The 15274-nt window shown below is 35.7% G+C and carries 18 protein-coding genes and 1 pseudogene; 11 read left to right on the plus strand and 8 right to left on the minus strand.

Annotated features, from left to right (window positions below; genetic code table 11):
• The first annotated feature begins 253 nt into the window (after positions 1-253).
• The gene (locus CD112_RS04475) at positions 254-1579 is read left to right on the plus strand and encodes an L-cystine transporter (RefSeq protein WP_371099726.1); all 1326 of its coding nucleotides are present in this window, start codon (positions 254-256) and stop codon (positions 1577-1579) included.
• 152 nt (positions 1580-1731) lie between these two features.
• On the opposite strand, the gene nfsA is transcribed toward CD112_RS04475, so the two are convergent.
• Entirely contained in the window at positions 1732-2487 is a 756-nt protein-coding gene (gene nfsA / locus CD112_RS04480; protein WP_002480335.1) for an oxygen-insensitive NADPH nitroreductase, read from the minus strand.
• A gap of 144 nt (positions 2488-2631) precedes the next feature.
• Here nfsA and CD112_RS04485 point away from each other — a divergent pair, with 144 nt between their 5' ends.
• From CD112_RS04485 to CD112_RS04510, 6 genes are all read left to right on the plus strand, one after another.
• Positions 2632-3408, plus strand: coding sequence for a 2-keto-4-pentenoate hydratase (locus tag CD112_RS04485; protein WP_002480334.1), 777 nt, complete (start codon positions 2632-2634; stop codon positions 3406-3408).
• Between the two features lie 381 nt (positions 3409-3789).
• On the plus strand, positions 3790-4359 hold the full coding sequence (gene ahpC / locus CD112_RS04490; protein ID WP_002480333.1) for an alkyl hydroperoxide reductase subunit C: 570 nt from the start codon (positions 3790-3792) through the stop codon (positions 4357-4359).
• A 16-nt stretch (positions 4360-4375) separates the two neighbouring features.
• The gene (gene ahpF / locus CD112_RS04495) at positions 4376-5899 is read left to right on the plus strand and encodes an alkyl hydroperoxide reductase subunit F (protein ID WP_103363931.1); all 1524 of its coding nucleotides are present in this window, start codon (positions 4376-4378) and stop codon (positions 5897-5899) included.
• Between the two features lie 158 nt (positions 5900-6057).
• On the plus strand, positions 6058-6384 hold the full coding sequence (locus CD112_RS04500) for a hypothetical protein (protein ID WP_002480331.1): 327 nt from the start codon (positions 6058-6060) through the stop codon (positions 6382-6384).
• Positions 6385-6579: 195 nt separating this feature from the next.
• Complete coding sequence (locus CD112_RS04505) at positions 6580-7116, plus strand: phosphatase PAP2 family protein (RefSeq protein WP_023014895.1); 537 nt, start codon at positions 6580-6582, stop codon at positions 7114-7116.
• A gap of 63 nt (positions 7117-7179) precedes the next feature.
• Positions 7180-7803, plus strand: coding sequence for an NDxxF motif lipoprotein (locus CD112_RS04510; protein WP_103363932.1), 624 nt, complete (start codon positions 7180-7182; stop codon positions 7801-7803).
• Positions 7804-7869: 66 nt separating this feature from the next.
• Here the strand turns inward: CD112_RS04510 and CD112_RS04515 are convergent, their stop codons facing one another.
• Positions 7870-8310, minus strand: coding sequence for a carboxymuconolactone decarboxylase family protein (locus tag CD112_RS04515; RefSeq protein WP_070864415.1), 441 nt, complete (start codon positions 8308-8310; stop codon positions 7870-7872).
• Between the two features lie 158 nt (positions 8311-8468).
• Here CD112_RS04515 and CD112_RS04520 point away from each other — a divergent pair, with 158 nt between their 5' ends.
• Positions 8469-9635: an ArgE/DapE family deacylase gene (locus tag CD112_RS04520; protein ID WP_023014893.1), complete on the plus strand. Its 1167-nt coding sequence runs from the start codon at positions 8469-8471 to the stop codon at positions 9633-9635.
• A gap of 56 nt (positions 9636-9691) precedes the next feature.
• Here the strand turns inward: CD112_RS04520 and CD112_RS04525 are convergent, their stop codons facing one another.
• The 6 genes from CD112_RS04525 to CD112_RS04550 form a co-directional block, all read right to left on the minus strand.
• Positions 9692-10279, minus strand: a complete 588-nt coding sequence (locus CD112_RS04525; RefSeq protein ID WP_103363933.1) for a histidine phosphatase family protein — start codon at positions 10277-10279, stop codon at positions 9692-9694.
• 336 nt (positions 10280-10615) lie between these two features.
• Positions 10616-11227: a hypothetical protein gene (locus tag CD112_RS04530; protein WP_061054960.1), complete on the minus strand. Its 612-nt coding sequence runs from the start codon at positions 11225-11227 to the stop codon at positions 10616-10618.
• 544 nt (positions 11228-11771) lie between these two features.
• Positions 11772-12014, minus strand: coding sequence for a 30S ribosomal protein S18 (gene rpsR / locus CD112_RS04535; RefSeq protein ID WP_002480324.1), 243 nt, complete (start codon positions 12012-12014; stop codon positions 11772-11774).
• A 53-nt stretch (positions 12015-12067) separates the two neighbouring features.
• The gene (gene ssb / locus CD112_RS04540; RefSeq protein ID WP_002480323.1) at positions 12068-12586 is read right to left on the minus strand and encodes a single-stranded DNA-binding protein; all 519 of its coding nucleotides are present in this window, start codon (positions 12584-12586) and stop codon (positions 12068-12070) included.
• Positions 12587-12607: 21 nt separating this feature from the next.
• The gene (gene rpsF / locus CD112_RS04545; RefSeq protein ID WP_002480322.1) at positions 12608-12904 is read right to left on the minus strand and encodes a 30S ribosomal protein S6; all 297 of its coding nucleotides are present in this window, start codon (positions 12902-12904) and stop codon (positions 12608-12610) included.
• A 161-nt stretch (positions 12905-13065) separates the two neighbouring features.
• Positions 13066-14049: a thermonuclease family protein gene (locus CD112_RS04550; protein ID WP_103363935.1), complete on the minus strand. Its 984-nt coding sequence runs from the start codon at positions 14047-14049 to the stop codon at positions 13066-13068.
• Between the two features lie 153 nt (positions 14050-14202).
• Here CD112_RS04550 and CD112_RS04555 point away from each other — a divergent pair, with 153 nt between their 5' ends.
• The 3 genes and pseudogenes from CD112_RS04555 to CD112_RS04565 all read left to right on the plus strand — a co-directional run.
• Positions 14203-14460, plus strand: a complete 258-nt coding sequence (locus tag CD112_RS04555; RefSeq protein WP_002480320.1) for an AbrB/MazE/SpoVT family DNA-binding domain-containing protein — start codon at positions 14203-14205, stop codon at positions 14458-14460.
• On the plus strand, positions 14454-14792 hold the full coding sequence (locus CD112_RS04560) for a type II toxin-antitoxin system PemK/MazF family toxin (protein WP_103363934.1): 339 nt from the start codon (positions 14454-14456) through the stop codon (positions 14790-14792). Before CD112_RS04555 ends, CD112_RS04560 begins: the two co-directional genes overlap by 7 nt.
• A 275-nt stretch (positions 14793-15067) precedes the next feature.
• A pseudogene (locus CD112_RS04565) lies at positions 15068-15274 on the plus strand (ornithine carbamoyltransferase); the annotation flags it as partial.

Genomic DNA, 15274 nt, shown 5'->3' on the forward strand with positions numbered 1-15274 from the left:
ATATACGATATATTTACTATGTATTTAAACGGACTTTACAACTATCCTATACTGTTGTATAAAAAAGTTGATACATATCTGCTAAGTTCAGTTATCATAAAATGAACTTCCTTCTTTGAGCAGTTATTTCAATTCAAATCAAGTCTTATCTTTTGCTATAAGATAAATATTTATGAAAGGAAGTTTGATTCAATTGGGTTTCACTATTCTTAATATTGTCATCTTCGTTCTGCTTCTCGCTGGACTTTTTGTTATGGCAAAAAAACACGTTTCTTTCTCAAAACGTGTTTTCACCGCACTAGGTATCGGAATTGTACTTGGCGCTATTATGCACCTGGCTTATGGTGCTGGTTCTAAAATCACAACCACTACAACAGATTGGTTCGGCATTGTAGGTAATGGTTATGTCGCATTACTTCAAATGATCGTTATGCCACTGATCTTCATTTCGATTGTCGCAGCTTTCACTAAAATTCAATTAGGTGAAAAATTCGCGAAAATCGGTTTCTACATCTTTGTGTTCCTAATTGGAACAGTTGCAATCGCAGCAACAATTGGTATTATTTCAGCACTTGTCTTCGGATTAGATGCTTCATCTATTGATTTAGGCAGTGCAGAACAATCACGCGGTACAGAACTTGCTCAGAAAGCAAAAGATATGACCGCAAGTACGCTACCCCAACAAATCTTAGAATTATTACCAAGAAATCCATTCTTAGATTTCACAGGTCAACGTACAACATCTACAATCGCTGTAGTTATTTTTGCGACATTTATCGGTTTCGCATATTTACGTGTCGCACGTAAACAACCTGAAAATGGTCATATCGTAAAACGTGCAATTGAAGCTATCTATTCAGTAATCATGTCAGTTGTGACTTTCGTTTTACGTTTAACGCCTTACGGTATCTTAGCCATTATGGCAAATACCATTGCGACGAGTGATTTCGGAGCGTTATGGACATTAGGTAAGTTCGTATTGGCCTCATATGCGGCTTTAATTACGATGTTCATCATTCATTTAATTATTGTCAGCATCCTCGGCTTGAATCCTTGGCGCTATGTTCGTAAAGTCGCTGAAGTATTAATTTTCGCATTCACATCACGCTCAAGTGCAGGTGCCCTGCCATTAAACGTACAAACACAAAAATCACGTTTAGGTGTACCTGAAGGTATTGCGAACTTATCAGCATCTTTCGGTTTATCTATCGGCCAAAACGGTTGTGCAGGTATCTATCCAGCAATGTTAGCAGTGATGGTCGCACCGGTTGCAGATGTTGAAGTCAACTTGCAGTTTATTGTGACACTCATTGCGGTTGTTATTATTTCTTCATTTGGTGTTGCAGGTGTTGGCGGCGGCGCAACATTCGCTGCGATCTTAGTACTTTCAACATTGAACTTGCCTGTCGCATTAGCTGGTGTGCTAATTTCAGTAGAACCATTAATTGATATGGGACGTACAGCATTAAACGTCAATGACTCTATGCTTGCAGGTGTCGGCAGTGCTAAATTAACTGGCAACTTGGATAAAAAGAAATTTAATGAAAATCAATATAATGACTTAAGTACAGACTATTAAGAGATAAGAAGGCCAACTTCTTATAAGTACGAGTTAAATATTAGGCTTTATGTAAAGTAAATCAGCCCTATCGCGTTCACAATTAAAGTGAGCGTGATAGGGCTGATTTTTTAATTTCTCTACTTTTAATCAAGTGTCTGATGAATGAACACTTATTTTTTAATGAAACCTGACTTATGCAGTTCGTCTAACATATCTGCACGTTCTTTCATTGTTAAGAATTGTGCAATTTGTTCTGACCAAGTTTCTTTACGTTCTCCATTTGTACGTTTGTCGTAATATGCGCTGACTTCTTTATCATAATCTTTAATATAACCTAATTCTTCGTCATCGTTTTGGTTGTATCCATTTTCATGGAAGACAGCTTCAAATGGTAAACGTGGTTTTGGTGAACCATTTTCATCATCTGCAGGAACACCTAGTGCCATTCCGAATAATGGGAATGTATATTCAGGTAAGTTCAATAGCTCTTTCACGCGAGCAACATCATTACGTAATGAACCTAAATAAACCATACCAAGTCCTAAGCTTTCTGCCGCAATTGAAATATTTTGTGCAACTAACGCAACATCAATTGTACCGACAAGTAAGCCTTCTGCAGATTCAAATGAACTTTGTAAGTTTTGCTCAACTTCATTGTTGATTAAATCTTGACGGTGATAGTCCATCACAAAGACAAATAAATAGCCGCTTTCTTCTACATAAGGTTGACCTGAAATTTCTCTCAATGCTTTTTTAATTTCAGGGTCTGTAATACCAATAATAGAATATGTTTGTAAGTAGCTTGATGTAGAAGCTCTTTGGCCTGCTTCCACTAACTTTTTAACCGTTTCTTTACTTAAAGGTTCATTTTTAAATTTTCTTACAGAGTGGTGTTTCATCATAATTTGATCGATTACATCTGACATAGAATTTTCATTCCTACCTTTCAAATGATTTTAGCACTCTTATTTTACCCTCTTTTCATAAGTCATAAAAATTTAATGCTTTGAAAGTTAAGACAATAAAAGTTATTCTAATAATAGTAATATTCAGAATAAGGGGAGATACCTATGGTCCAATACAAAAAAGAAATTGTAAATGCATTGTTTAAAGCACAACAAAATCATGAACCGATTGACTTCGTTTCAGAAAAATATGGCATCAGCGAATCGGTAGCCTATCAAATCCAAGATGCTTTAATCAGTGAATTGACACAAGCAAACAATAGTGAAATCGCAGGCTACAAAGTAAGTATGACCAGTGCAGAAACGCAAGCTTACGCGAATACAGATGAGCCGGCTTACGGAACAATTTTATCTGATAAAGTTGTAAAATCAGGTGAAACAGTTCAATTATCTAAATTATTCGCACCGCTTATCGAACCTGAGCTCGTGTTCGTGATATTAAATGATATTAGTCCCGATGCATCAGACGAAGATATCTTAAACAGCGTTAAAGTAGCGCCAGGTATTGAAATACCAGATGCACGCTATAAAGATTGGTTCCCTAACTTCACTTTAGGCGACTTAATTTCTGATAACACAGCTTCAGGTTTAGTCGCATTAGGTGAAGCTGCTGATCGTGTCTCATATGAAGACTTTGAAAATATCACTTTAAAATTAACAAAAGATAATGAAGAAATTGCGACAGGTGTTTCTTCAGATGTACTAGGTAATCCAATTGAAGCATTAAAATGGTTAGTTAAAAAACTTGCATCACAAGATAAACAACTGCTTAAAGGCCAAATTGTTTCTTCTGGTACATTTGTTCCACCTGTTCCAGCTGAAAAAGGTACGTATCGTGCAGAATATAGTTACCCAGGCTCAATTGAGGTCACATTTGAATAATAAGTTACAATACCCCTTTCTGTTATTATAGAGACAGAAACGGGGTATAACGTTATTGTAGAGATTGCGATTAATAATCAGTCATCTTTATTGAGAAAATTAATCTCTAATTGATATTGAGAAATAATTGTTAATTTCCTATGAATTTCTTTGCTTTACACACATTCTAAAAGTCGTTAATATTTCTAATACACTAGTATTTACAGTGTTTTATGCATTATTCCACTTACACAATCACGAGTATTGACTATTTCTGACGATAATGTGATAATAGGAATCAAGGAGATTAGAATTATTATAAATAAATAATTAGGATAATTTAGCTATCCTGATTAGCTTTCTAATCAAAAAAACTTTTTAATTTCTAGGAGGATGTATTTTATGTCATTAATTAACAAAGAAATTTTACCATTCACAGCAAATGCTTATGATCCTAAAAAAGATGAGTTCATCGAAGTTTCAGAAGAAACATTAAAAGGTTCTTGGAACGTTTTAGTATTCTACCCAGCAGACTTCTCATTCGTTTGCCCAACTGAATTAGAAGACGTTCAAAACCAATATGATGAATTACAAAAATTAGGTGTTAATGTGTACTCAATCTCAACAGATACTCATTTCGTACACAAAGCTTGGCATGACCACTCAGATGCTATCAGCAAATTACAATACACAATGATTGGTGACCCATCACAAACAATCACTCGTAACTTTGATGTATTAGATGAAGAACTAGGATTAGCTCAACGTGGTACTTTCATCGTTGACCCTGATGGCGTAGTACAAGCTGCAGAAATTAACGCAGACGGTATTGGCCGTGACGCAAGCACTTTAGTTCACAAAATTAAAGCTGCTCAATATGTACGTCAACATCCAGGTGAAGTTTGCCCAGCTAAATGGGAAGAAGGCGGCGAAACTTTACAACCAGGTCTTGACTTAGTAGGTAAAATTTAAGGAGGCATTCATATAAATGCTGGATAAAGAGTTAAAATCACAATTATCTCAACTTCTTGAATTAATGGAAGGCGACGTGGTTTTAACAGCGAGCTATGATGACAGCGACAAATCTAAAGAGTTGAAAGACCTGTTAGATGAAATTGCTGATATGTCATCGCATATCACTGTTAAAGAGGATACGCTGAAATGTACACCAAGTTTCAGTGTAGATACTCCTGATGCGCACACAGGCATAGTATTTGCCGGTGTGCCATTAGGTCATGAATTCAACTCACTCGTATTGGCTTTATTACAAGTCAGCGGACGCCCTCCGAAAGAAGAACAAAGTGTTATCGATCAAGTCAAAGCGCTTGAAGGACCGCTTCATTTCGAAACATTTATCAGCCTAAGCTGTCAAAAATGTCCGGATGTGGTTCAAGCATTGAACATGATGAGTGTGTTAAACCCTAACATCACGCATACCATGATTGATGGCGCAGTCTTCAGAGAAGAATCTGAAGATATTATGGCAGTTCCTGCTGTATTCTTAAACGGTGAAGAATTCGGTAACGGCCGCATGACTATTTCTGACATCTTAAACATGTTAGGCAGCCAAGCAGACCCTGCTGAATTCAATGATAAAGAACCATTCGATGTATTAGTCATCGGTGGCGGTCCTGCAAGTGGTACAGCTGCTATCTATACTGCACGTAAAGGTTTACGTACAGGTATTGTGGCAGATCGTATCGGTGGTCAAGTGACTGAAACTGCAGGTATCGAAAACTTTATCACAGTTAAAGAAACAACAGGTCCAGAATTCTCATCTGCTTTAGAGCAACACATCAATGAATACGATATTGATGTGATGGATGGTATCCGTGCTTCTAACGTTGAGAAAACTGAAGACGGCATTGTTGTTACTTTAGAAAATGATGCCAAACTAAAAAGTAAGACAGTTATTATTGCTACAGGTGCACGCTTCAAAAACTTGAACATTCCAGGTGAAGACGAGTTACGCAACAAAGGTGTTGCATACTGCCCTCACTGTGACGGACCTTTATTCGAAGGTAAAAATGTTGCGGTTGTCGGCGGCGGCAACTCTGGTGCTGAAGCTGCTATTGACTTAGCAGGTATTGTAAAACACGTTACACTTGTAGAATACAAAGACTTCTTACGTGCAGATGAGATTTTACAAAAACGTTTAGGTGAATTATCAAACGTTACAATCTTGAAAAATGCACAGTCTTCAGAAGTTCTTGGTGACGATCATGTTACCGGTCTTAAATATGAAGACAACAAAACTGGCGAAACACATCAAATTGATGTAGATGGTATTTTCGTCCAAATCGGTCTATTACCAAACTCTGAATGGTTGCACGGTGCAATTGACACAAACGACCATGGCGAAATTATCGTAGACCGTAAACAAGAAACAAGTATGCCGGGTGTATTCGCGGCAGGCGACGTAACAGACGATCGCTTCAAACAAATTATCATCGCAATGGGTACAGGTGCAGACGCTGCACTGAACGCATTTGATTATATTATCCGTAACTAATCTCTCCCTATCATTTGATTAAGACGGATAACTAATAAGACAGGCAAAGATAAATTTCTTTAAGAAAGCTATCTTTGTCTGTCTTTTTTTATACATATTCATGTTACAATTAATATAATTCACTACAATATAGCTGAGAAAAGGAGCTTTGGTTGTCTATGTTATTATTACTTGTTTCTATAGTTCATCTCAGCCAAGCTTCTCGTTCTACTGTCAATTTTAACAATCTTTTCATCGGTTTGAATCGAACCCGCACGTTTCCTAGAAACCTCAATTGGGAACAGCTGCAACGCTTTTATCAGTCACTGCAAACACGTTACTTCAAACGTCTTTTATACGTCAGTCTTCCATTAAGCGTCCTCGACTTATTTATACTTATCAAACTTGGCCACGCATGGCTCATTTTAGTCGAACTCGGTGTATATTTAGCACTGCTCTTCTTTATACTGCGTAAAGTTGAAAAATATATTCAATCCCATGATTAATCAAACCTATCACCTACCGTTAGGTTTAGTTCATTCCAAAGTAGGATGGCAAAGATGAGACAGTAAGCTATAATTTATCTAAATCAAGAAAGAAAGTTAGGTTTTATTATGAAGGTCCTACATACCAAACATATCGGCATTACCCTCGTTATTTTTATTATTTTAATGCTGCTGGTGAAATTGGACTTCATCCTTATGATAGACGAACCGATTTATAACTTCGTCAGACTCTTACATCAAGTACCATTTATGGACCGCTTCTTAATCGTCTACTCTAACCTATTTCAACCATGGCACTTAGTTGGTTTTATGGCTGTCATTTTAATTATTTTATTCTTCAAGAATAAAAAGCTCTCATTGATAACAATGACTTGGGCAATTGTGACACTTTTATTAGGAATTGGATTGAAGTACTTTATTCATCGCGCACGTCCTGTGGAATATATCTCAGGATTCAGTTTCCCAAGTTTGCATACGTTAACAATTGTCGTTGCGGCAGTGGTCTTCTTAACGTTAATGCGTAAACGTTATTGGCATTATATCGCGTATTTGATGATTTTCATTATGATGGTTTCACGCATTTACGTTCATGCGCATTACTTTTCTGATACCGTCGGTGCTGTCTTATTCGGCTATCTCATGCTGCACGTTGCGCAACATTTCATCGCGAAATATCAACTCGATGTTCCTTTCACTTCAAGACTGGAATCTCCATGGCAACGAGATACTTAACGCATGCTAGGATGTTAAGCTATAATGAAAGTAATCATATAGAACAGTGAAGGAGAAACAAAAGTGAGCAAACTAAAACAACTATTAATCATCGCTTTCACATTAATGTTAGCTGTGACGCTTACAGCTTGTGCACAAAAAGACGAAAAACAAGAACATCACGCAAAATATGCGCCAAAAAATGCGACACCGATTCACAAAATAGAAATCTTTAAAACCTCTGAAAAAGGTAAAGATTTAACTGAACAAGAAACGCGTGATTATTTAAAACGTTACTTAGAAGCGAATAACGATATCATTGATAACAAATACGTCTTACAACATAAGCTAGACCAACAATATGATGGTCGTCAAAAAGTCTCAGATCAGTTAGATATAGATTTACGAGAATTAGCTAACATTACAACGAAGAATCAAATGAATTTCGAAGCATTCTTAAAAGATAATAAAGTTCCTTCTAATCAAAAAGAAGATATCGAACGTATTAATAAATACTTCAGCGCTGTTAACTATAAAGTTGCACGTGCAGATCAACAGTTAGAAGAGTTGAGTTATAGTCCACAAAAAACAATCAATGTCGTCGATGTTCCTACAAACTACGCAGGTGACGTAAATTTAAAACAACAAAAGAAAATCAAAGCTTTCTTAAAGAAACACAAGCTATCTACTCAAGCGATTGATAAATAATCATTGAACATACAAAAGCGCGCGAACACTCATTAAACAGTGCTCGCGCGCTTTCTTTATACAATATTAAACATTATGTTCATTACCCATTGAGATAGAGAGTCTATTCCAGAAGTTGATTTGATTAATCACAAAGACTAAATCTGTGTATTCTTCTTCTGAGTATACTTCACGTACGCGGCGATATAGCTCATCAGATACGCCATGTTGTGAAATTAAAGTAATAGCTTCTGTTAATTCTAAAGCCAGTTTCGTTCTCTCAGAATATATATTCGTATCATGCCATGCGTTCAATAAGAAAATTTCTTCCTCACTTACACCGATTTTACGTGCATCGCTTGTATGCATTGCCAAACAAAAGGCACAGCCATTAATTTGAGAAGCACGAATTTTCACTAATTCTTGTAAGTGATGATCGATGCTCGCTTTTTTCAATTGTTTTTCCATTTCGTATAGAATATTAACCTTATCTTTCGCAACGTTTTGATATTGAATTCTATTATCCAATACGATTCCTCCAATGTCTTTGACTCATTTATTATTTTTCCGTCTACCTCCGAGTTTACGCTTATTTATTTTAACGTTCAAAAGTGCGAATTGTTTGAATACTATTATCCGATATTTTACGCTTATATTGTATGAAAATTTATGAGGGAGCTGATGATATGGGTAAATTAACGTCAGATGAACGTATTCATATATTAAGAGATTTAGTCGGTATTGAATCTGTGAACGATAATGAATTAGACGTCGCAGAGTATCTGCAAGACCTTTTCAAAAAACATAATATCGACGCTAAAATTATTAAATTAACAGATACACGCGCAAACCTTGTAGCTGAAATTGGTAGCGGCAGCCCTGTTATCGGGGTATCTGGTCATATGGATGTTGTTTCACCAGGTAACCCAGAAGATTGGCAAACACCACCTTTCAAACTAACTGAAGATGATGAAGGACGTCTACACGGTCGTGGTGCAGCAGATATGAAATCTGGTTTAGCTGCATTTGTGATCAGTTTAATTGAATTACACGACCAAGGCTTACCAAAAGAAGGCACAATCCGTTTACTTGCGACAGTAGGCGAAGAGATTGAAGGTGACGGAGCTAGAGCCTTCTATAAAGATGGTTATATGGATGATGTAGATGCATTGCTTATTTCAGAACCATCTCAAGATAAAATTATTTATGCACACAAAGGTTCTATGGATATCCGTGTCACATCAAAAGGTTCATCTGTGCATAGTTCTATGCCTCAACTCGGTTATAATGCGTTGAATCCATTAGTAGACTTTGTGCATCGCATTAATGAAGCACAAGCTAAAATTACTGCGACAAATGAAGAGTTAGGCGAACCTGTCGCAAATGCGACAATCTTTAATAGTGGTACACAAGTCAACTCTATTCCTGACCGCGCAGTAGTAGAATTTAATATCAGAACAATTCCAGAAGCAGACAATGATGGCTACCAAGACTTATTCGAACAAGTCGCAAAAGATGTTAAAGAAAAATACAGTGATTGTGATTTAGACATTGATACGTATATGTCACGTTCTGCAGTCTTCACAACTGGTGATAATCCAGTAGTAGACCTAGCACAATCACTCGGTAAAAAATATTTAGGTGAATCTATTCCTAAACAAGCTTCACCAGGTGTCACAGATGCGGCTGACTTAATGCTTGATAAAGGAAAAGACTTCCCACTTATTATGTTCGGTCCTGGCGAAACAAGCCAAGCACACCGAATTGATGAATACGTTTATAAAGATGTTTATTTAAACTTCATTGATTTGTTTGAAGAGTTATTACCTCAAGCAATCGACAAATTAAAATAAAATCAATCAAGATAAATGTTAAGCGGTTGAATCCAAAACAAAGGATTCAACCGCTTTTATATGTTTTCAGTATCTACAAGAATCGGATCACAATTCTCAATGTGTTTGTCGAATAATTCTTCTTCAGTAATTACACCTAAATAATACAGGCAGCAACGTATCCAAATTTGATGCGCCACAATCACTACTACTTCGTCTTTAATATCCAATATATCTTTAAAAAATTCATCTATTCTTCCTAATACATCTGAATAGTTTTCACCGCCAGGTGCACGTTGTGTAAAACTGTTTCGAAAGTCGCTGTATCGTGGATCTTCAAAATAACGACTATAAGCTGGATTGTCACGCAATGTTTCTCTTGGATAGCCTTCAAACTCCCCTAGAGAGCGTTCTCTTAATAATGGCGAAAAAGTATGTGGAATCGCACTGTCAAAACCATTTTCATATGTTTGAATCGTACGGGTTAAATCAGAAATGTAGATATGGTCTATATGTATACCTTCAAAATATGTTTTTAATGCTTGTGCAGAACATACGCCTTCTTTTGTTAAAGAGACATCTAATTGTCCAGTAAAGTATTGATTTCCATGATGATTATCATAGTTTGCGGTTGATTCTCCATGCCGTATCAAATAAAGCTTCACGTTGTGTTCACTCCTATAATCTCGTTATCCTCTGCCGTTTACTCAATTCACTTTACTTCATTATGACACTGAGCAAATAGATTTAACGTAATGATAACATGTTTTTATATAATTTTATCGACTTAATGTTTGTTTGTTATCTAATTTTAACATTCTTGTACGGTCTCTTGTGTACAAGTGATTATATTTTATGTACTTCTTACATTAACAACACCCAAACATTCCTTTCAACCTATACAGAAAGCTAATGAAAATAAAATCAGATAAAAAAATCCCTGTAATATTGATATGCATCAATGCTACAGGGTTAAGGTCTCATACATTTTTATTTAACTTTTAAATTTCGTCAAGTTGATTATTTTTCATCAAGATTTTTAAGAATTCACGCTCTACTTCTAATAAATGAACGTAATCATCTGACATAATTTCTTTACTTAATTCAATATTCTTTTCAGAGATAAAATTAACTAACTCTTCATTATCTTTATTGCTTGAGTATTCGCTTTTTGCTTGTGCAAGTAATGAATCTTCGCATACTAAAATGAAAGAACGACCATAAGCAATATCAACTTTACCACGTTGATAATGAGACTCTAAAAATCTTTTAGCCTCTTCTAAATCATCTGTATGTTCAAAAATACCGAATACTTGCTCAGTCACTTTATCTGATAAGTTAGCTAAACGATCTTTTTCTGGTTGGCTATCTGGTTTCACTCTATCTTTAACCAACATTTTTTGTTTTTTGATTTCATCTTCGATTAATTCTAATTCTTTAGTACGTTCTTCTTTTGACCACTTATTTTCATGTTCTTTGTACTCTGTCAATAAATCATTCGCTTTATGCAGATCAAAGTGTTCTTCACCTTTACCGCTATGATCTAATCCTTCGTAGTGCGTTGGATGAGATGTTTCATTCTTATCGTTTTTATTTAATCCTTGTCTACTCATATTAAGATGCTCCTTTTCAACTTGACATTTATTCACTTGTCCAATGTAGTGGATACATTTCAAAAATATTTTACCCGTCCATAAACGCAGTAAACACAGTGTACAACTCATCATACTTATACTTTTAGAACACTTAGGGAACGTAACTGTTATTTCCAGAGTCAAAATTTAACAGTTAAGTAGGTTAAATGATGACTTAAGGAATTTTGCGCAATGAAATAGAAAAATCATCTAGAATAAAATTAAGATAAAAAAAGGAGGTTGCTTATCATGATGATCGCAGATATTATTGGTGGTATTATCAAGTTAATCGTGAACTTAGTAGACACTTTTGCTCCTAAAAAATAATCCATAAATACTTAATGACTTTTATAATACGCTCGCGAAGTCGGGCGTATTTTTTCTGTTAAAAAAAACAAACTTTAGAGAATCTTACCTCTTTTAGATTAATATTTTCTATCCTTATTTCGCCCTTTATTATAATTTTTGAACATGAAAAAACCCCGTAAGCCTATGCCTACGGGGTTTATTTATAAGTTTTATCTTAGTTTTCGTCTTTAACATATGGTAATAAAGCCATATGACGAGCACGTTTGATAGCTGTAGTCAACATACGTTGATATTTAGCTGAAGTGCCAGTTACACGACGTGGTAAAATTTTACCGCGTTCTGAGATAAAACGTTTTAATAAGTCAGTATCTTTATAGTCGATGTGTGTAATTCCGTTTGCTGTGAAGTAACAAACTTTTTTACGACGACGTCCGCCTCTTCTTGGTCCACCTGCCATGGTTAACTGCCTCCTTTAATCGATATTTTCAAATTTTACGTTCATTACACGTATTAGAATGGTAAATCATCGTCACTGATGTCAATAGGTCCGTTCGTATTTGCGAATGGATTGTCTGATTGACCAGCGTTGGATGAATTGTTGTTTTGATAAGATGACGTATTTTGTCCTTGTTGTTGACCACCATAGTTTTGACCATAGCTCTGGAATTGGTTATTACCGCCAGATTGTTGGCCATGACGTTGGTTTTGTGATTTTGGTTCAAGGAATTGAACACTGTCACATACAACTTCAGTAACAAAGATACGGCGTCCTTCTTGGTTTTCGTAACTGCGTGATTGTAAGCGACCATCAACGCCTGCAAGACTTCCTTTAAACAAGTAATTGCTTACGTTTTCTGCTTGTTTTCTAAAAACAACACAGTTAATAAAGTCCGCTTCACGTTCCCCTTGCGCATTCGTAAACGTACGATTAACCGCTAGAGTAAAAGTCGCTACACTTACGCCTGAGGGTGTCGTTCTGTATTCAGGATCCTTAGTTAAACGGCCTACTAATACAACTCTGTTAATCATTTAAACGCCCCCATTCTGTTTTTACTTATCTTCGTCTTCGCGAATAACCATATAACGAATGATATCGTCATTGATTTTTGCTAAACGTTGGAATTCATCTGTAGCTTCACTGTTTTCAGTGTTGATACGTACAATGTTGTAGAAACCTTCTTTGAAATCGTCGATTTCGTAAGCAAGGCGACGTTTGCCCCAATCTTTTTCTTCAATGATTTCAGCACCGTCGTTAGTTAAAATATTTTTGAAACGTTCAACTAATGCTTTTCTCGCTTCGTCTTCAATGTTTGGACGAACAACGTACATAATTTCATATGTTCTCATTTTTATCTGCACCTCCTCGTGGACTATACGGCTTACTCTCAATTGGAGTAAGCAAGGAATAATTTTCATTACTCACAATCAAGAATTATAGCATAGCCATTTACTTTTTACAATCATTTTTATTATGTGAATTCAAACGAATTCTACTTTTTTCATACCCATTAATTTATCTCGCATGCCCATCCATCTTTATCTCCATCCATTTTATCTCTATAAGCCGGATGATCTTTAGACACGCCTCCAGGATAGTCTTTTCTCAATTCTGTACAGTTAGCATAATACTTCGTTCCTCCATTTTGAGACGCACTGTTTTGTGAATGATTTTGAGATCCTTGGGAGCCTGACGGCAGGCTACTTTGATAATTATTTTCTGGGACATTACCACTCCAAATATTCAGACGCTCCTGTTGCGCTAAACGTTGACTCTCTTGTAATTGGTCTAAATACGTAACACTTGGCGGATAAATATAAGCCACTTTTGCTAAACCTTGTCTGACTAATGCATCATTTACCATCACACCATCGGCATAGACATATGCTAGATATCTGCCATATTTATCTGTCTTACCGCCCTTATCAAACTCAACTTCAACCTTAGAAGCATGCATCAACATATTCTTGGTAAAATCAGACGCTTCTTTACCATATGGTTCTACGCCTTTTCTAGGATGTTTCGTCTCCGGTGTATCAATCAACAATAATCTGAAGGCAGATTCTTTTCCTTCATATCTCAATCTTACTGTATCTCCATCTACAGGACGTGTGAATTCAACTTCTTCTCTAACTAAACCATTAGGTTGTGTTTGCGGTTCAGATTTAGGTTCACTCGTTTCTTTCTTTTGGCCATTGTCCCATTCTTGTTCTGATTTCGGAGCTGCTTTAGGTTGTTCTGACTGATTGTCTTTTTGTGTATCTTTCGATTCATCTTTTGATTGATCTTGTGTTGTATCTGCAGTTTGATTATTCGTTGTTTCAGGCTTTGTATCTGGTTCAGACATTCCAAAGAACATCATACTTAAAATAAATGCTACTAAAGCAATGATACCTGCTGCTTTCTTCTGCTTACCTTTTATCCATAAAAAGACAAACATGGCTATGTAAATTATAAATATAATAAAACACAACACACCTAGTATTCCCAAAATCTTGTACACCTCCTCTTTAGCACTTGTTTCTTTCTATTCTAAACTATTTCTTTATTATTAATAAGATTCAATCTACACTTTATAATAAATCCAACATTATTTCTGCCGATTTTAAGTTAAATAAGATATGATAAGTCTGAAGAGGTGTTATTTATGTCAGAAGAACATGCACGAATTTTCAAAACTGAACAAGGTCATGCCGTTACATTGCCTGATACTGTGATAGAATCTTTAAATTTAAAACCTGGAGATCAATTAGTTCACGAAATAATCAACGATACTATCGTTTTAAAAAAAGTAAACCATGAAGATTTTACTAAAGAGTGGAACCGTTTCTTTCAACAGGGCGGCGATTACTCAGATTACAAAACGCATGAATGGGGCGAAGCATCGGAGCGTGAGCAATGGTAAAACAATATCAAATTATAGAAGTTAAGCTGAATCCCACACTTGGTCGCGAGAAAGGTAAATATAGACCTTGTGTGGTTCTAAGCAGAAATGAATTCAATCAAAAGACAGGTTTAGTATGGGTTTCTCCTATTACAAGTAGAGCTGTTAAGTATCCTACTGATGTTGAACTACATTCTATGGAACATCGAATTAAAGGTACTGTCGATGTCGGTCAAATACGTACTTTAGATTTAAGCTCGAGGCATTATAAAATCGTTGATCGTACAACGCACGAAGTCATGCACAAAATCGACGATATTATTACGCACATTCTGAAAATGGAGCATTTCTAACACGCTTTTTCAAAAAGTGTGTTTTTTTATAAATAATTATGTATCTTTATTCGTAATAGTGTATAATAAATCAAAACCAATGTCTCATACCTTTATTTCTAACAATAAGAAGCAGATTACAATTAAATCCTAATTTTCAAAATTATAGAATCACAATTGTTTAGGAATAATTAGAGTTCTGTAAAGTTTTTTAAAACTATATTTATTTCATTGTCTTGAAAAATAAGTCACTTATAATGAAGGTGTAATATATCACAAAGAGGAGTTGTAGTAGAATGCAAAACTTAAGAAACAGACATTTCCTAACATTATTAGATTTCAGCCAAAAAGAAGTAGAATATTTATTAAACCTTTCAGAGGATTTGAAACGTGCGAAATACGCCGGTATTGAGCAACAAACACTTAAAGGAAAAAACATTGCATTAATTTTCGAAAAAGACTCAACTCGTACTCGTTGCGCATTTGAAGTTGCGGCAGCTGAC

It is taken from the genome of Staphylococcus simulans, assembly GCF_002902285.1.
In the GTDB taxonomy this organism is placed as follows: domain Bacteria; phylum Bacillota; class Bacilli; order Staphylococcales; family Staphylococcaceae; genus Staphylococcus; species Staphylococcus simulans.